Below are 17,683 nucleotides of genomic sequence, written 5' to 3'. Positions count from 1 at the left end.
CTCAAACTCGACGGGCTGCGGGGAGCGCCACCCGGAGGCTGTTCTCGGCGAAGTTCCTGACCAGCTCGTGCATGTACGCGCACGACATCCAGCGGCGGCCCATGACCGCCGCGATGCCGAGGCCATCGAGCAAGCCCAGGAGTTGCTCGACGATGTCCGCCGGGGGGTCCTCGGGCTGGAACTCACCCGATACGACGCCCTGTTCGATCACGTCGAAGAAGTACTGCCGGAAGCGGTCAGCCATTCCTGTGTCCGCGTCGGCGATTTGCCCGTGGATGGCGACCCGGAAGTACTCGAACCAGAGGATGAACTCCTCGCGCTCGACCCCCGACTCCGGAATGGACAGCAGGATCAGGCGAGCGAGCCGTTCAGCCGCGCTCAATCCGGGGGCTGCCATGATCGCGTCGCGGCGGCCGCACGCCTCGTCGTTGGCCTGGCGCAGCGCTTTGACCAGGATCTGGTTCTTGTTCTCGAAGTAGTAGTGCACGACCCCGGTGGACAGGCCGGCGTGCCTGGCGACGGCTCTGATCGTGGTGGCATCGAGGCCATAGGCGACGACGACGGCCCGCGCGGCCTGAAGGAGCTGTTCCTCCCGGCTCAGGCCGGCCTCGTCCGACTCTGACGTGACGAGCTTCGCCTGCCAGGCGGGGGCCAGCGCGTCGATCTCGTCGCGGTGCTCGCGCAGCTTCTTCAGCAGCCGCCAGGCGGTGGCGTAGGACAGGCCCAGCTCGTCGGCCAGGGACTGAGCAGTCAGACGCCCGCCGGATGCGCGCTCCCTGACGATCGCAGCGAACCACAGGCGCAGTGGCGTCGAGGAACCGTGGAAGGGGGTCCTCGCGGTCGGGCTGAGTTGCTCGCCGCAGTGAGCGCAGCTGTAGACCCGGCGATTGTGGAGCCGGTGGAAGGTGCGTTCCTGGTCGCAGCCCTGACAGTGGGCATGCCGACCGTCCGGGCTGAACCGGACGCGCCACAGCTGCTCCAGGCAGGCGTCCTCATCCAGAATTGAATCCATCTAACCACGTAATTCTGCGCGAAAGGTTCGATTAAACTGGGCTGCGATAGTTCACAAGCAGCCGTACGTGTGTATATGAATGAGCGCTTATTTGGTGTTCAGGAACATAAGCTCGCGTGCGCGGCCATGTCAAGGTCGGACATATGGCCGGGCTCACGACCACTTCCAGGTCAGTTGTCCAGACAGTCCCGGCTGACGGGAAGCCCGGGAAGTGGTCTACCTGTGGATCATCATGTTGCCCGGGATGATCTCGCGGGCTGCCCGGGGGAGAATGGGATCTCGCCCGGGCGTCGATAAGAACGAAAAGAGAAGTGGGATGAGTCAAGCGAGCCGCACCCATGGTGACATCACGCTCCGCAAGGGAGGGGCCGAGCTCATCGATTTGCTGGAGCCGCTGTGGCTGGCGCTGCACGAGCACCACCAGTCCGTCCAACCTGGATTCGCATACTTCCCGGACGAGCGTTCCTGGGAGCTGCGCCGTTCCTGTTATCAGCGTTGGATTCAGGAGGAGGGGTCGTTCATCCTGGTTGCCGAACGTCACGGCCGGGCAGTCGCTTACGCCTTCGTAGAGATCCACTCCGGGCCCGACGACACATGGGTGACGGGTAGCCGTATCGCGGAGCTTCAGACCCTCTCCGTTGCGCCGGCCGAGCGAGGCAACGGCGTTGGCACGCTGATGTTGGACGCAGTGGACGACGAGTTGACGAGGCTCGGCATCGGTGATCTGCTCATCGGGACTCTGGCGGCCAACTCCGGCGCCCAGCGCCTCTATGAGCGCCGGGGACTGCGCCCGGTCCTCATGTACTATGCCCGCTTCTCCGCCGACCGGGAGAAGCACTAGGATTTTCGATCAGTCTCTCCTGACGCGCGCCTACCCGGTAGCCCGCCGGGCGCGGGAGGCGGCCCCCTGACGTGTCGGGACCGCCCGAGTACGCGCAGGCAAGCAGGAGGGCGACCCTCACCCACGAGCAGACGGGATCGCGACGTGCAACTGCCTCCCTTCTTGATCGAGCGCATGTTCGCCAAGCACGAGTTCACGTGCCGGGTGAACTTGACCGGATCAGACACTGAAGGACTGTCAATGGATGCGCTGTGGGAGGTCGCCCCGGAGGACACGCGCCGGTGGTACGAGTCCCTGACGCTGGGCTATACCGAATCCCCGGGCCACCCGCTGCTGAGAGAGCTGGCCGCTCAGTCATCCGGTCTCCCGTCGGGATCGGCGGTCCAGGTCTTCGCCGGCGCCACCGAGGCGGTGTTCGTACTCCTCAACGCCATCCTCGGCCCCGAGGATGGCGTGGTGGTCATCGGCCCCACGTACCAGCTCCTGATCGACGTGCCGCGTGCGATCGGGGCGGAGGTGACCGAGATACGCCTCCGGCGGGAGGACGGCTGGCACTTGGACGTGGACAAGGTCAGGCGCGCCCTGCGGCCGAATACCAGGCTGATCGTGGCGAACTTTCCCCACAACCCCACGGGCGCGTTGCCGGAGGCGCCGGTCTTCGAGGAGCTTCTGGACTTGGTGGACGGCACCGAGACCCTCCTGCTGAGCGACGAGATCTACCGAGGCATCGAACTGGAGCCGCAGCGCCGGCTCCAGTCCGCGGCGGCGCTGACGCCCAACGCGATCTCCGTCGCAGGCGTGTCCAAGGTCTTGGGCATGGCCGGGGTCCGGATCGGCTGGACGGTCACGCAGAACGCGGCAGTGACGGCGCGCCTGCTGGACTACCGCTACTGGACAACGCTGGCCACGAGCGCGCCGAGCGAGGTCCTCGCCATCGCGGGCCTGCAGGCGGCTCCCGCGCTCCTGGATCGCGCCAACAGCCTGATGCGCGCCAACGCGGGTGCGCTGGCCTCGTTCGTGGAATCCACTCCTGGGTGGGACTGGGTGCCACCGGCGGGCGGGACCTGTGCCTACCCGTGGCTGACGGCGACGGAGGCGCGGGCGTTCTCCGAGTGGCTGGTCGACCGTCACGGTGTGCTGCTGGCTCCCGACGTGATGTTCGATCATGCCGGACAGCACCTGCGGTTCGGCTTGGGCAGGGCACAGTTCCCCGACGGAATGGCCACGCTCGCCCATGCCTGGCCGGAGTGGCAGCGCGTCCTTTCCTGACGGGGGTGCGCAAGCGAGGGCCCGTCGCCCCAGCCGATAGCGAAGCCGGACCGCCGCTGCTCAGGCCGCCCCCTTGGGAAAGGGAAGCCGGAGATCTGGTACCGCTGCGGGCGCTGGCTGCCGCGCAGGCCCGATGCGCCGCCGAACGCGAGCCCCGCGCGGCTCAGCGCCAGGTCGAGGAACGCGAGGACCGGGCACCGGTGCCCCACGACCGACCGTAGCCGCAGGCGACCTCTTGTTGGGACCGCCCGACGGCCTTGGCCCTGCGACATGTCCCGGTCGATGCGGACGCGGTGAGAACCCCTCGAGCTGCGATGGCTCGGGTGCTTCACGAGCGAGGAGAGACGGGATCCTGGTGCTGGCTGGCCTGGAGGGTGTACAGCTCGGCGTAGCGGCCGTTGAGCGCCATGAGCTTGTCGTGCGTGCCCTGCTCGATGACCTCCCCGCGGTCCAGCACGTAGATGCGGTCCGCACGCCGTACCGACGCCATCCGGTGCGTGACGAGGACGACGGCCCGCCCCTCGTTCGCCAGATCGCTGACCCGCTCGAACACCTCGATCTCCGCCCTGGGATCCAGCGCGGCCGTGGGTTCATCGAAGATCACCACTGCTGCGTCGCGGTAATGCGCGCGGGCCAGGCCGATCCGCTGCCACTGCCCGCCGGACAGCATGGTGCCGCCCAGGAACTCCGGGGCCAGCAGCGTGTCCCAGCCCGCGTCGAGGCGGTCGACCACCTCATGGGCCCGGCCGAACTCGGCCGACGTGTGCAGCGAGACGGGGTCGGGCGGTCGGGTCGACCGCCCGATCGTCACATTGACCCGAGCGGTGAACGGCCATTGGACGAAGTCCTGGGCGACGAGGGCGACGTGGTCGTAGAGGCTGGCACGGTTCACCTCGGCAGTGGTGTGGCCGTCCCACCAGACCGCGCCGGACTGCGGCATGTACAAGCCCACCATCAACTTCGCGAGCGTCGTCTTGCCGGAGCCGTTCTCGCCCACCAAGGCGACGATCTCGCCCCTGCGGACGGTCAGGTTGACGCCCGAGACCGAGGGTTGCTCGTTGTTCGGATAGGTGAACCACAGATCCCGGACGAAGATCTGCTCGGGCGGAGAAGTCAGTTCGATCGTCCCGCCCTTGATCGCCTCCGCCTCGGCACGGTCGCATGCCTGCTTCCAGTCCTGTACGAACAAGCCCTGCTCGTACAGGTCGTTCACCGCCGACACCAGCGAGGTGAGATGGGCCGTGCCGGAGCGGATGGCGATCACGACGGTGCCGGCGACGGCCATCTGCACCGAGCCGGACACGAGCAGCGCGCCCAGCACGCCGTACATGGCCAGCCTGGCGACGCCCGCGACGCCATCGGACAGCAGCGTCGTGCGTGCCTCCAGCCTGGCCAGCCGCGCCTGCTCCGCCTCGGAGAGGCGGGCCAGCCGCTGATAGTGGTGCAGCAGGAAGCCGCCCGCCCGATGTGCCCGCACCTCCTCGGCGGGCGATGAGTCGATCAGTAGCCCGGACAGGGTCTCGAGCTGTCTCTGCAGTTCGGTCCACCGCTTCATCGAGGTGAACCTGGCCCGCGCCATCCGGACCGCTCCCCAGGCGGACGGAACCGTGACGACCACCATCAATGGCATCAGCGCCGGATGCAGCACGGTCAGCACTCCCGCGGCGGCGATCAGGCCGGTCAGCGCCTCGACCAGGGCGATCGCGTACGTGGTCACCATCCGGGCGGACAGCGCCCCGCGTGCCGCGGCCGACATCAGGTTGCGGAATTCGGCATTCTTGATGATGACGAGTTCCACGTGCACAGCCCGTTCGAGCAGCTTCACGGTCGCGGCGCGGTCGATGCGGGGGGCGAGCTTGCCGTTCGCGGCGTCGCCCACCGAGGACAGCACGCTGCGCGCCACCCCGCCGGCGGCCACGGCGAGCAGGACCGGCAGCGCGTCCATGAGTCGTTCGACGGTAGGCGTGCCGGCCAGCAGCAGCGCCAGGGCCGCGTTCGTGGCCAGCAGCACCGCGCCCGTGGCTGCGCCCGCGAGCAACTTCGCGCCCAAGGCCACGGGCAGCAGCCAGTGGCCCGCCTGCCACGCCAGACCGAAGCTGATGCGCATCAGCCGGGGCAGCCTCCGCAGGAGTGTCCAAAATCCTAGGTCGGCGCCAGCCCCGTCGTGCTGGGCCCAGCCGGCGCTCATTCTGATGCCACTGCCGAACAGCGGGTCGACCTCTGGAATGTGCACTCGGCCGTCGGCGCGATGCCGCCCTGGCCGGGAATTCGGGCGCAAGCCCTCCACGCGTTTCGGCCCTCCAGTCGGGTCCAGTCCATGAATATGACCGGAGGGCCGCGCCTGTCCCTCCGGTCGGCTCTCCTGCGCCGTTACCTCAGTCCTTGCAGTAGTACGTGGCGCAGGTGTACCCGTTCTTAGAAACGCACGACGTCCCCCACGTGCAGCAGCAGGTCCACGTGACATTGGTGGTGCACACCACGCCGCCGCCGCCGGACGCGTAGATGGTGTTGTCGTGCTGCCCGTCCGAGGGTTCCAGCTCCAGGTCCAGATCGAACAGGAGGTCCTCTTCGGACAGGGTCGTCGGCGACATGTCGCTCCTCTTGGTCGGTTGTACTCATCAGGCTCATCCCACAGGTGCGCGAGACGGCACGCGAAATGGTCGCCCTCCACGTGAGGAGAGCGACCTGCCACCAGCATCCAGCAGCGCGCCTGCGCGGCGGATGCGTCCCGCTTACGTAGCGATCACGTGCCGCGCCGTGGCCCTGACGCGTGCGAAGTGGCTGGCTAGGGTGGTCGCCGTTCCGTTCGGAATCCGGGGGATCAATCGGGGGTTCGCATGAGTGACACACCGCGCTTCGCAGCGGCGGGCGCCGCCCTGCTGCGCGTTCCGGCGGCGCCCGCCGCGCGGGCAGGCCGGGTCCGCGCGGACGCCGATGGTGAGAAGGGCGAGGCCTTCCTGGCGGAGGTCCTGCGCGACCCGCTGCTCCGCGAGGCGCTGGAGGTGTCCAGTGACTCGCTGGCCGGCACTCTGAGCCGCATCGAGGACGGTCTCCCTGTCGAGGCCGCTAAGCGGCGGCGCGCGGTCACCGCGACGGCGCGTTATTTGTTGCGGATGGCCGGCCGCCCCACCCCCTTCGGCCTGCTCGCCGGGGTGGCCCTGGCCGGCTTCGGTGACTCTGCCAAGGTCCGCCTGGGCCGAGCCCACATCAAGGGAGTACGTCCGGACGCCGGCTGGCTCGCCATGCTGCTGGCCGATTGGGAACGCGATCCGCGGGTGCGCAGGCGGTTGCGTGTGGTCGCCAACGACCTGTGCGTGGTACGGGGCGATCGGCTGGTGTTGCCCTACGTGCGGCGCGGCCCGGACGGCGTGAACACCAGGGAGCTGTCGGTCCGCCACAGCGAACCGGTGCGCCTGGCAATGGAGTGGGCGGCATGTCCCATCCCCTACTCCGAGCTGGTCGACCGGCTGTCCGCGGCGTTCCCTCGGGCGTCCGTGAGCGTCGTCGAGGCCATGACCGGACAGCTGGTGGAGCGCGAGCTGCTGCTCACCGACTTGCGTCCGCCGCTGAGCAGTAACAACCCACTGGCTTACGTGCTCGATCGGGTGGCCGCCGTGGACGGCTGGGAAGAGGCGGCCCGGCTGAGCGAGGTCGCTGCGGCGCTGACCCGCTACGCCGAGCGCCCGCCGGGGGAGGGGCGTCCCGCATGGCGGGTGGCAGTCAGGGCGATGCGCGCCCTGAAACCGGCCGACAAGCCGCCGATCCACGTGGACCTGCGTTTCGACGCCGACGTGACCCTGCCCCAGAAGGTCGCCGATGAGGCCGCGACGGCGGCCACGGCGCTGCTGCGCATGTCCGCCGCCGAGCCGGTGGCGCCGCACCTCGAGGAGTACCGTGAGGCGTTCATCGAACGGTACGGCATCGGGCCGCTGATCCCCTTCACTGAACTCATCGATCCCGAGCGCGGCCTCGGCTTTCCCGCCGGATACCAGGTGCCGGAGAGCGAGCGGCAGGCGAAGCCCGCCTCCGAGCGCCGACGTCCGGGTGACCGGCTGCTCGCCGAATTGGCTCAACGAGCGCTGCTGGACGGGTCGAACGAGGTGGTGCTGGACGATGAGCTGATGAGCCGGCTCGCGGGAGACGAGGAATCCCCCTTGCCTCCGCCGGAGTCCGTGGAGCTGTGCGTGCAGGTTCTCGCCGAGTCGGCGGAGGCCATCGACGAGGGCCGGTTCCGGCTGGCGCTCTCGCCCGTGGTGGGTTCATCGACGGCGGGGGCCATCTTCGGGCGTTTCGCCTACCTGTTCCCGGAGGGGGGCTACCCCATGGTTCCCGTCCCCGCCGCCACCGCCGCCGCCGACGGGCCGGTCCGCGCTCAGCTGGTCTTCCAGCCGGCCGATCCTCGCGTGGCCAACGTCGTCCAGGTGCCTGTGGTCTGCGACCACGTCCTCGTGATCGGAGCCCTTGCCGACCGGTCGGATCCACGCGTGCTCGGCGCGAGCGACCTCCTGGTCGGGGCGGATGACCATCGGCTGTTCCTGATGTCCGTCCCTGACGGCCGGGAGATCACCGCGGTCTCACCGCACATGCTCAACCCCACGCTGCATTGCGCGAACGCGGTCCGCCTCGTCCAGGACATCGCCGGCAGCGCCCATCGTCACCTGTACGGCTGGTCATGGGGCGCCGCCGGCATGCTGCCCCGCCTGCCGAGGGTCCGTTACGGCCGAACGGTGCTCGCACCGGCCCGCTGGCGGGTCGACCCCGATCTGCACGACCGGAGCACGGACGACGACGCGTGGTCCGCCATGCTCGCCAGCTGGCGCGAGCGGTGGGCGGTGCCCGACCGGGTCCAGGTGACGATCGCCGACCACCGGGTGGACCTGGATCTGACCGTGCCCTTGCATCGCAGGTTGCTACGCCAGGAGCTGTCGCGCCGTCCTGGTACGTCGGTATGCGAGCCGACCGGCACGGCGGAGGAGACGGGATGGCTGGACGGGCACGCCAACGAGGTCGTCGTTCCCCTGACGCTCGTGACCGGCACCGGCAGGCCCGCCAAGCGCCTGCCTCCTGTGCAGGCGCCGCGCCCGCGGCACCTGCCGGGCGGAGAATGGCTCTACGCGAAGCTGTACAGCTCACGCGGACGGCAGGACGAACTCCTCGGACAGCACCTGACCGCTCTGGTCGCCGCCCTGCCTCCTTCGGTCGACCGCTGGTTCTTCATTCGCTACCAGGATCCCGACTCGCATCTGCGGCTACGCTTCCACGGGGATCCCGCCGAGCTGAACACGACCTTGCTGCCCGCGCTTCGCGACTGGGGCGACGCGCAGTGCCGTGCGGGGCTGGCCTCGCGCCTCGTCCTCGACGCCTACGAGCCCGAGGTCGCCAGGTACGGTGGCGCGGATACGATCGAGGCGGCCGAGCGCGTGTTCGCCACCGACAGCTCCGCGGTACTGGCTCAGCTCGCCCTGCGCGGGCGCGGCCTGGACCTCGACACCGAGTTGCTGGTAGCGGCGAACTACGTGGACATCCTGCGCGGCCTGAACATCCCCGGCTGGCAGCCATGGTTGCTGTCGGTGCTGCCGAAGGGAAAGGATCACGCGGCGTTCCGGTCCGTGCGCCGGGACGCGATCAGGCTCATCGACCCAGACGGAGACTGGGCGGGACTGGCCGCCCGGCCGGGCGGCGTCCAGCTGCTGGAGATCTGGCGGGAGCGCAGGCCCGCGCTCGCGGCCTACGGAGACGCCATACGGAAGGCGGCGGCCGCCGACCGACTCAGCGGCACGCTCTTCACCGTGGTCAGCGGGCTCCTGCACATGCACCACAACCGGCTGTCCGGCATCAAGCCCGCCGCCGAGTCACGGACGATGGCCATCCTGCGTGGCACCGTGGAAGCCGATCTGGGACGGAAGAGGTTCATGGCATGACCCCAACAGGACAGGTCGTCCAACCGCGAAGCGGTGTGGACGACGGGACCCAGGCCAGGGCCGCCGCGGTCGTGGCCGATCTCGCTGAGCGGCTCGCCGACCCCGGCTCCGTCGCCGAGCGGGCGACGGCCCCGGGCAACAGGCGCCCGGTTCCGGGACACGGTCGCGTGCCGATCTGGGGGCCGATGGGTCTCACCGACGGATATCCGGCCGTAGCCCTGCTGTACGCCGAACTGGCGCACACCGACCCCGCCTACCGTCGGGTAGCGCACGAATATTTGACACACGCCGCCGCAGAGTCGGGTCAGGCACGGCTCTCCGGGCTCTACAACGGCCCCCTCGCCCTCGCCTTCGCGGCCTCATGCGCCGCACGCCCTGGCGAGTACAACAAGATCCTCACGTCGATCGACGAACATCTCGCAGTCCAGGTTCCAGCGCGACTGCGCCCCGAGTGGGAACGCATCGAGGCAGGCATCCCCGGCGCACCGTTCGAGACATACGACGTCATCGGCGGTGTGGCGGGCGTGGGACGCCACCTTCTCGATCGGGACACCGGACCAGCCCGTTCGGCTCTGGTGGAGATCCTCGCCTTTCTCGTCGCCTTGGCACGACCCCTTGCGGGAGAGCACGCGGCTCTGCCCGGCTGGTGGGTGCCGCACACTCCGCACGGCGAACCGCTGGACGGCTACGGCGGCCACGGCAACCTGGGGCTGGCCCACGGAGTGGCGGGACCGCTGGCGCTGCTGGCCCTCGCCTGGCGTGGGGGCGTGCGCGTCCCCGGCCAGGACGAGGCCATGGCGCGGATCGCCGGCTGGATGCACGATTGGCACCGCGTCGACGAGGCGGGCGCGTATTGGCCCAGTTGGGTCCAGCGGGAGGATGTCGAGGCCGGCTCGGCCGGCCTGCCTCGCAGCCGTACGGCCTGGTGCTACGGCGTGCCCGGCGCGGCCCGTGCCTTGCAGCTTGCCGGAATGGCGCTGGACCGACCGGATTGGCGCCGGTTCGCCGTGGACGCTTTGCGCAGCACGCTGACGCTGCCCGACGAAGGGCACGGCGTGCAGGACGCCGGATTGTGCCACGGCTGGGCGGGGCTGCTCCATCTGACCCGGCTGGTGGCCCGCGACGCGGACGACGCCGAGCTCACCGGGGCCGCCGACAGGCTCGCCGGCCAGGCTGTCGACCTGTACGACCCGCAAGCCGCGTTCGGGTTTCGCGCGGCGACCCTGCACGAGCAGGACTGGCTCGACCTGCCCGGCTTCCTGGAGGGTTCCGCGGGCATCGCCCTGGCGCTGCACGCATATGCCGCCGACCAGCCGGCGGCGAGCGGTTGGGACGCCGCGCTACTGGTGCGGTGAGCGGCCTCGTTACATGACCACGTTGGAAGGCCGCCCGTGGGGCGGCGTGAAGGAGGGCACACGATCATGGGCGTCGCATCGGCGTGGGCTCGGCTGTTCGCCAGCCCGAAAGAGGCCGAGCGCCTCGACTGGGGGCGAAGCCCGCTCGGCTTCACCACCTCGGACGAAGCTCGCTCGCTGATCAGTCGAAGGTCGGTCGAGACCTGGCTCGCGTACGGCAACCTCCGCTACCCGCAATTCGGCCTGAGTCACGAAGGCGCCGCCCTGCATCCGAACGCCTACACCCGGTCGATGGTCGTCGGTGAGCACCGGCATACCGGGTGCGCCCATCCGGACAGGATCGCCGCGGCCATCGAGCAGGGCGCCACCCTGACCCTGTCCGGGGTCGAGAACTGGGACGGAGATGTCGCTCGGCTGTGCGGAGAGCTCGGGCGGACACTGGCCGCGCGAGTCCAGACCACCGCGTTCTTGACCCCTCCAGGTCACTTCGGCAGCATGCCCCATAGGGACGGCACCCATGTGTTCGTGATCCAGGCAGAGGGGACCAAGCGCTGGATCCTCTATGACCTGCCGGCAGGCGAGGACTGGGACCTCGCCGACCCGCCGGGCGAGGACGCCGTCACGGAGGAGATCGAGCTGCGCGCAGGCGAGGGTCTGTACGTGCCGCTCGGCATGGGGCATCGGGCGCTGGCCGGACCGGAGGGCTCCCTGCACCTGTCCGTCATGGTGAATCCGCCACGGCTGGGCGAGGTCGTGCAGGCCTGGGCCGCCCAGGTGCAACGAACCTTCGGCAGGCACGAGCACTTGCCCGCTGGACGCGAGGACAGGATCGCCGCCCTGCTGGAGACGTTGCGCAGGATTCAGGAGACGCCGATCGACCTCGCGGTGCTGGCGGCGGCCGTCGAGTCGACGCTGTCGATCCCGGAGCCCGCCTCCCGCTTGCCCTGGCCGCTCGGCTCCGGATCGGACGGCGGCGTGAAGGGTGCCGCTGAGCTGTTGCCGTAGACGTCGACCCGCCGCGAGGCCGCCGACCGGGAGGCCTCGGGCTCCTCTGCGGCCAGCCGTTCCGCCGCGTACAGCCGCAGGAGTTCGTCGAGGTGGTACCGGCGACCGGCGTCGGACTCCCGCAGGAGGTGGGCGGCCGCAAGGGCGGCGAGCGACCGCTCGGCCTCCTGGCCCGGTACCGCCAGCAGCGCCGCCGCGACCTCTTGAGTGACATCTCCGCCCGGCACCAGCGTGAGGAGGCGGAAGAGCCGCCTGGCGGCGGGCGGGAGTTCCCCGTAGGACCGGTCGTACGCGGCCCGCAGCTCCGCCTGCGGGTCACCCGTCACGGTGAGCAGGCAGAGCCGGTCGCCAGAGCGGAGCCGGGCCGCATAACGACTCACCTCCGCGGGAGAACGGCCGGCCAGGCCGACCGCGGCCACCCGCAAGGCCAAGGGCAGGTCGCCACAGAGCTGGGCGATCTCTGCGAACGCGCGCTCATTGCCCCCACGCCCGCCCTGGACGAGGTCCGCGAGCAGCCGTACCGACTCCTCGCGTCGCAGCGGCTTCAGCGTGACGACGTTCGCGTCGTTCAACGCCGCGAGGCCCCGCAGGTCCTTCCTGGAGGTGATGACGACGGCGCATCCGGCGGTACCCGGCAGCAGCGGCCTGACCTGGGCCGCATCCACGGCGTCATCCAGCACCAGCAACACCGAGCGGTCGGCCAGCTCCGCGCGAAGCCGCGCCGCTCTTGGTTCCATGCCCTCGGGGATGCGCGAGCGGTCGACCCCGGCGGCGAGGAGAGCCTCGGCGAGCACCTCCGAGGGGCGGCGCGGGTTTCCTTCGGCGTCCGTCAGCCGCAGCATCCACTGACCGTCGGGAAAGCCGTTCCGGGTTCGGTGCGCGATCCGAACGGCGAGGGCCGTCTTACCCGTCCCAGGCGCGCCGCACAGGGCCAGGACGGGGGGCGCCACACGGTCTCGGCGCACCAACTGGGACACAGCCTCCTCGATCAGCGCGGTACGCCCGACGTAGGTGCCGATGTCCGGCGGCAGGTGGCAGGAGGCCGCCCATGGACAGGGCGGAAGGTGGTCGCCCGATCGGCGGGGGAGGATGGACTCGCCGTTGAGCACTCGCCGGTGGAGGGTCTGCAGGTCCTTGCCGGGCTCGATGCCGAGCTCGTTCCGCAGCCGCCGGCGCAGCGTGCGGAACGCCTCCAGGGCCTCGGCTTGCCGGCCGCTTCCATGCAGCGCGAAGATGAGCTGTCCCCAGAAGCGCTCGTGCAGCGGGTGGCCGGCAGTGAGCGCCCGCAGCTCGGTCAGCACCCGCCGGTGCCGGCCGAGGAAGAGGTCCGCCTCGATTCGGCGTTCCAGTATCTCCAGGCGTTCCTCGTCGAGAGGGAGCGCGGCCAGCGCCCGCAACGTCTCGGACGGCACGTTGGCGAGCGCGGGCCCCCGCCACAGGGTCAGCGCCTGCCGCAGCAGCGAGGACTCCGCGTTCCGGTCGGTCACTGCGGCTTCCTCTGCCTGGGCCACGAGGCCCCGGAATCGGTGCAGATCGAAAGACATGTCGGGCACCTCAATGAGATACCCGCCGCGCCGGCTGACGATCAGGTCGGCCGGCTGGAGGGCGGTGCGCAGGCGCGTCATGTAGGTCTGCACGGTACCGCGAGGGACAGCCGGTGGCGCGTCGCCCCAGACATATTCGATCAGCTCGTCCGTGGAGACAGTACGGTGAGCCCGAAGCAGGAGCGCGGCGAGCAGGACGCGGTGCTTGCCTGCAGGCAAGGGCACCTCGCGGCCGTCGATCTCCACCTCAAGCGGCCCGAGCAAGCCGAGTCGGATGTGGGCATGCGGCACTGAGTCCTCCGTCGATGTCCGCTCATACCGGTGCGCCGTGGCGCTGACGACTGGGGTGATCTGGCACGGTAGCGAGCAGACCGACCTGATGATCCCCGAAGGGCGGTTATGGCGGTAAAAGAGCCGGAATCTGGCAGCAGTTCGCCTTTCAAACCAGTTCGCCGTGAGCCGCGCGGTGGCGCCTGGACTCAGATCAGGTCAAGGCCAGCGCCGGCATGGCGTTGGAGGCGTTCGCCGAGGCGCTGTCCACGATCGCCAATGGAGGGCACAGTCGGGGATCTGCCGACGTTGTGGCTGCACGGGCAAGATCCGCTGACGCGGCCGGGGAGACACCCACGGACTGGACGAGCATGGCGGGGACTTGGACATCCCATGCCGGACCGCAGGGGGTCTGGAGTACCCTGGACGATCCTTCCGGCGGCGGAAGCGACGCGCAGGCCCCGACGAGAGGCTAGGAATGTCTTGAAGATCTTGGTGGCCTGGTCAGGTGGAGTTTCGGGATTCAGACTCGGGTTGTGATGGGTCGTCGGAGGGTTGCGGCCGGGCCTGAGGTGTGGGTTGTGTGCCGGGAGATGATTCCGGCCGGGAGCGTGTTCGCGTTTCTGGCCGGGCGTCGGCGGGTGTTGTTTCCGCCGCAGATGTTCGCGGACATGTACGCGCCGGTCAAGGGGTGTCCGTCGGTGCCGCCGGGGCTGCTGGCCACGGTGGTGGTGCTGCAGGCGCTGCATGGGCTGTCGGATGAGGAGGCGGTCGGGGCGCTGCGGTTCGATCTGCGGTGGAAGGCCGCCTGCGGGCTGGGCCTGTATGACCTGGGCTTCGATCCGTCGCTGCTGACCTGCTTCCGGCGCCGGCTGGCCCGCTCGCCGGCCCCGGGACCCGGATCTTCGGAGCTGTTCGCGCCGTGGCGGAGCAGAGCGGGGTGCTGGCCGGCCGGACGCGGCGGGCGCTGGATTCGGCGGTGCTGCTGGATGCGGTCGCCACCCAGGACACCATCACCCAGCTGATCGCCGCGATCCGCCGGGTGGCCCGCCTGGTGCCCGGTGCGAGCGCGCTGGTGGCGGCGCACTGTCACGCGCACGACTATACCGACCCGGGCAAACCGAAGATCGCCTGGGACGACGAGGAGGCCAAGTCCGCCCTGGTGAGCGGCCTGGTCACGGACGCGCTCACCCTGCTCGACCACCTGAACGGCCAAGACCTGGACGAGCCGGCCGAGCACGCGATCGGCTTGCTGGCGCTGATCGCCGGCCAGGACGTCGAGCCCGCCGACGGCTCCGATGCACCGACGGCCGGTGGCGGATCGCCCGCCGCACCGCCCGCCGCACCGCCCCTGATCGGATCATCCCCGGTCGATCCCGAGGCCCGCCACATCCACAAGAGCGGCCAGCAGCGTGACGACGGCTACAAGGCCCACCTGGCCGTGGAGCCGGAGACCGGCCTGTTCACCGCCGTCGCCCTGCGCCCCGGCGCCGGAGCCATCCACCACGAGACCGCCGTCGCGCCCGGCCTGCTCGCCGCCGAGCGCGGAGTGCTGCAGATCCTGGCCGATGCCGCTTATGCCGCCGCCGGCCTGCGCGCCGCCCTCACCGATGCCGGGCACCGGCTGCTGATCAAGCCGCCCGCGCTCAAGCCCGCCGTGATCGGCGGGTTCACCCTGGACGACTTCGCCATCGACACCACCGCCGGCACGGTCACCTGCCCGGCCGGGCATACCGTCCCGCTCGCCGCGGCCGGGGGCCGTTACCAGCAGCGCCGCGTCACCTTCACCGGATTATGCGCCGCCTGCCCGCTGCGCGAACGGTGCACCACCGCCAAGACCGGCCGGGTGCTCACCATCCGCCCCCACCATCAGTTGCAGGCCGCCGCCCGCCACCAAGCCGCCACCAAGCCGCCACCGACCCCGCCTGGCAAGACGACTACCGACGCTGGCGGCCCATGGTGGAGCGCGCCGTCGCCTGGCTGGTCGCCCGCGGCAACCGCCGCCTGCGCTACCGCGGCACCCCTGCCAACGACCGCTGGCTCCACCACCGCGCCGCCGCCCTCAACCTCCGCCGCCTGATCAACCTCGGACTCACCCACACCAACGGCATCTGGACACTCATCCCGATCACTGCATAGCAAGAGGGTGAGCCAGCCCACGCCGACCCACCCACCCACCAAGATCTTCAAGACACTCCTAGCCTCGATTCTTCAATGGGCTGTGCTGTGTGAGCGGCTCCGGGTTGCCCGCCATGTCCCGGTGCGGCTGGGTCTTCTCTGTGTCAGCGGTTCAGACCCGGGCCAGGTCCGTATCCGGTCGCCGATGAGGCGCAAGGCTGTCTGGGCGCAGGCATAGGCGACATATGCCAGACCGGCCGGGCCGAGTGGCGCCTGCCGGTACTCATGCAGGAACACGCCGCTCCAATCGGCCGCCGCGGCCTCGGCCGTCAGGACAATGGCAGCCATCGCACCGAAGGGGAGAAGCCGCAGCGTCCATCAGGTCCGCCAAGCAGACCAGAGGCTCCCCGCTGCCGGCGCCCCACCCCGCCTGGCCTCAGCCGGCGCAAGACACCCCTCACGACGAGCGCCACCGGCACCAAAGCCGCAGCGAGCACCGCATTCGTGCCAGGCACCCGACAGACCGACCTGAGCGGCGATCGCACCGAGCACTGCCCCAGCAACGGCACCTACACTCCTGCCGTGCGACAACTGTTCATGATGTGCCGCTTCAGCGCCCGTTCCACTGCCACGGCCTGGGCGTTCATGCTCACGTCGAGCACCCCGTGGAGCGCGATGATCGCCAAAAAAATACGGTGCGAACCCGATGCCAATCAGCAAGATCGGCAGCGGGGACGTGAGCCACCGCATGGCTGCCTCGCTGCCGAATCGGGCGGCGAGGCCGCCGGTCGTCTGCATGGCCGCCACTGCGGTCAGGCCGAAAATGGCCGAAATTACCCCAATCGATGTGGCACTGAAATCAAGGTCCTGTTGGAGAGAAGGGGTACGTGCCGCCAGGCTGACTCTGAGCAGTCCATTGGCCGCGAACACCGCCGTCACCGCCCACCGCGCCCCCTGAAACCCGAGGTCGTCCGCATCGCCTCCATGTCACGCATCTCTCTGGTGCAGGCGCTCGTGCGGCGCCGTTTCAGTACGGCGACGAACGGGCGCGCCCACTTCGACGGGAGGGTCACGCCAAGTGGGTGCGAACTTCGTCGAGCCGCCTGGTCAGGAAGGCGCGTTCGACGAGATTGTCGGTCATGGCCAGGGCCTCTTCGTACGCCGTCGCCGCCTCCTCCCACCGGCCTAGTCGGCGCAGAAAGTCGGCGCGGGCCGCGCTGAGGTAGCCGTACGTAGCCAGTGCTGGTTCTTCGAGCAACAGATCCAGAGCGGCAAGGCCCGCCTGGGGGCCGTCACGCAGACCGATCGCGACGGCGCGGTTCAGATCGACCACCGGGGACGGCCACAGGCGCCGCAGCACATCGTACAGGGCGACGATCTGCGTCCAATCGGTGTCTTCCCAGTGTTCCGCCTCGGCGTGTACGGCTGCGATCGCGGCCTGTACGGCGTAACTGGTCGGTTTCTGCCGCAGCGAGTGAGCCAGCAACGCGGTGCCCTCGGCGATCCGCTGTCTGTCCCACCGAGTCCGGTCCTGGTCAGCGAGCAGAACAAGCTCCCCGGTGTCGGACAGCCGGGTGTTGCGGCGTGCGTCGGTGAGCAACATCAGCGCGAGCAGGCCGGCGACCTGGCTGTCGTTCGGCAACAACTGGTACAGCGTTCGGGCGAGGTGGAGGGCGCCGTCCATGAGATCCTGGCGTACGAGCTGCGCGCCGATCGGTGCGGCATAGCCAGTGGTGAACACGAGATATACCACCTCCAGCACCACGCTGACCCGCGCAGGAAGATCAGCACGCGCGGGGACCCGGAACGGAATGCGGGCGGTGCTGATCTTCTTCTTCGCGCGTGTAATTCGCGCAGCCATCGCCGACTCCTGCAGCAAGAACGCCCGAGCGATCTCGGCGGTGGACAGACCGCACGCAAGCCTCAGGGTCAGCGCCACCTGCGCGTCGCGGGCCAACGTCGGGTGGCAGCAGGTGAAGATGAGACGTAGCCGATCGTCGTCGAGCACCGGCGGGTCGGTGGGGTCTTCCGGCCCGGCCACGACGTCGTCCATGACGAGCAAGGGCAATCTCGACCGAAGCGCAGACTCCCGTCGCATAACGTCCTTGGCGCGGTTGCGAGCGACGGTGGTCAGCCAGGCGCCTGGCCGGGCTGGAACGCCGCTGGTGGGCCAGGTGCGCAGCGCTTGCGCGTACGCGTCCTGTGCACATTCCTCGGCAAGGTCGAGATCACGCGCGACCCGCACCGTAGCGGCGAGCACTCTGGCCCACTCGTGACGGTGCGCCTGCGCGACCGCCTCGCCCACGTCAAGATCAGCGATGGAACCGCTCTCGTGTTCGGTCACGTGG

The 17,683-nt window shown here is 69.7% G+C and carries 12 protein-coding genes and 2 pseudogenes; 9 read left to right on the top strand and 5 right to left on the bottom strand.

Annotation, left to right across the window (positions count from 1 at the left end; translation table 11 throughout):
• Position 1 precedes the first annotated feature (1 nt).
• Positions 2-1,012: a TetR family transcriptional regulator gene (locus HD597_RS01275; protein WP_253739710.1), complete on the bottom strand. Its 1,011-nt coding sequence runs from the start codon at positions 1,010-1,012 to the stop codon at positions 2-4.
• Positions 1,013-1,328: 316 nt separating this feature from the next.
• Here HD597_RS01275 and HD597_RS01270 point away from each other — a divergent pair, with 316 nt between their 5' ends.
• Both HD597_RS01270 and HD597_RS01265 read left to right on the top strand, forming a co-directional pair.
• On the top strand, positions 1,329-1,853 hold the full coding sequence (locus tag HD597_RS01270) for a GNAT family N-acetyltransferase (RefSeq protein ID WP_253739708.1): 525 nt from the start codon (positions 1,329-1,331) through the stop codon (positions 1,851-1,853).
• 162 nt (positions 1,854-2,015) lie between these two features.
• Positions 2,016-3,122: an aminotransferase class I/II-fold pyridoxal phosphate-dependent enzyme gene (locus HD597_RS01265; RefSeq protein ID WP_253739707.1), complete on the top strand. Its 1,107-nt coding sequence runs from the start codon at positions 2,016-2,018 to the stop codon at positions 3,120-3,122.
• Between the two features lie 328 nt (positions 3,123-3,450).
• Here the strand turns inward: HD597_RS01265 and HD597_RS01260 are convergent, their stop codons facing one another.
• On the bottom strand, positions 3,451-5,229 hold the full coding sequence (locus HD597_RS01260; RefSeq protein WP_253739705.1) for an ABC transporter ATP-binding protein: 1,779 nt from the start codon (positions 5,227-5,229) through the stop codon (positions 3,451-3,453).
• 268 nt (positions 5,230-5,497) lie between these two features.
• Complete coding sequence (locus HD597_RS01255) at positions 5,498-5,713, bottom strand: hypothetical protein (protein WP_253739703.1); 216 nt, start codon at positions 5,711-5,713, stop codon at positions 5,498-5,500.
• Between the two features lie 246 nt (positions 5,714-5,959).
• Here HD597_RS01255 and HD597_RS01250 point away from each other — a divergent pair, with 246 nt between their 5' ends.
• From HD597_RS01250 to HD597_RS01240, 3 genes are all read left to right on the top strand, one after another.
• Entirely contained in the window at positions 5,960-9,043 is a 3,084-nt protein-coding gene (locus tag HD597_RS01250; protein ID WP_253739701.1) for a lantibiotic dehydratase, read from the top strand.
• A 35-nt stretch (positions 9,044-9,078) separates the two neighbouring features.
• The gene (locus HD597_RS01245; RefSeq protein ID WP_253739699.1) at positions 9,079-10,398 is read left to right on the top strand and encodes a lanthionine synthetase C family protein; all 1,320 of its coding nucleotides are present in this window, start codon (positions 9,079-9,081) and stop codon (positions 10,396-10,398) included.
• A 66-nt stretch (positions 10,399-10,464) separates the two neighbouring features.
• Complete coding sequence (locus HD597_RS01240; RefSeq protein ID WP_253739697.1) at positions 10,465-11,403, top strand: JmjC domain-containing protein; 939 nt, start codon at positions 10,465-10,467, stop codon at positions 11,401-11,403.
• A 509-nt stretch (positions 11,404-11,912) separates the two neighbouring features.
• On the opposite strand, the pseudogene HD597_RS01235 reads toward HD597_RS01240, so the two are convergent.
• Positions 11,913-13,172 (bottom strand): annotated as a pseudogene (locus tag HD597_RS01235) (AfsR/SARP family transcriptional regulator); the annotation flags it as partial.
• On the opposite strand from HD597_RS01235, the gene HD597_RS64135 reads away from it, so the two are divergent.
• The 4 genes and pseudogenes from HD597_RS64135 to HD597_RS66500 all read left to right on the top strand — a co-directional run bounded on the left by HD597_RS64135 (position 13,113) and on the right by HD597_RS66500 (position 15,356).
• Complete coding sequence (locus HD597_RS64135) at positions 13,113-13,241, top strand: hypothetical protein (protein WP_276082656.1); 129 nt, start codon at positions 13,113-13,115, stop codon at positions 13,239-13,241. The pseudogene HD597_RS01235 and the gene HD597_RS64135 sit on opposite strands and share 60 nt — an antisense overlap.
• A 587-nt stretch (positions 13,242-13,828) precedes the next feature.
• Complete coding sequence (locus HD597_RS66510) at positions 13,829-14,242, top strand: transposase (protein WP_372513321.1); 414 nt, start codon at positions 13,829-13,831, stop codon at positions 14,240-14,242.
• A pseudogene (locus HD597_RS66505) lies at positions 14,140-15,066 on the top strand (transposase); the annotation flags it as partial. The gene HD597_RS66510 and the pseudogene HD597_RS66505, both read left to right, overlap by 103 nt.
• Positions 15,012-15,356, top strand: coding sequence for a transposase (locus HD597_RS66500; protein WP_372513344.1), 345 nt, complete (start codon positions 15,012-15,014; stop codon positions 15,354-15,356). The pseudogene HD597_RS66505 and the gene HD597_RS66500, both read left to right, overlap by 55 nt.
• Positions 15,357-16,404: 1,048 nt before the next feature.
• On the opposite strand, the gene HD597_RS01225 is transcribed toward HD597_RS66500, so the two are convergent.
• Positions 16,405-17,679 (bottom strand): RNA polymerase sigma factor, encoded by a 1,275-nt coding sequence (locus HD597_RS01225; protein ID WP_253739695.1) that lies wholly within the window; start codon positions 17,677-17,679, stop codon positions 16,405-16,407.
• Positions 17,680-17,683 lie beyond the last annotated feature (4 nt).

It is taken from the genome of Nonomuraea thailandensis, from assembly GCF_024172165.1.
GTDB lineage: Bacteria > Actinomycetota > Actinomycetes > Streptosporangiales > Streptosporangiaceae > Nonomuraea > Nonomuraea thailandensis.
Note: the sequence above shows the minus strand (reverse complement) of the source record. Positions and strands in the feature narration are given on the sequence as shown.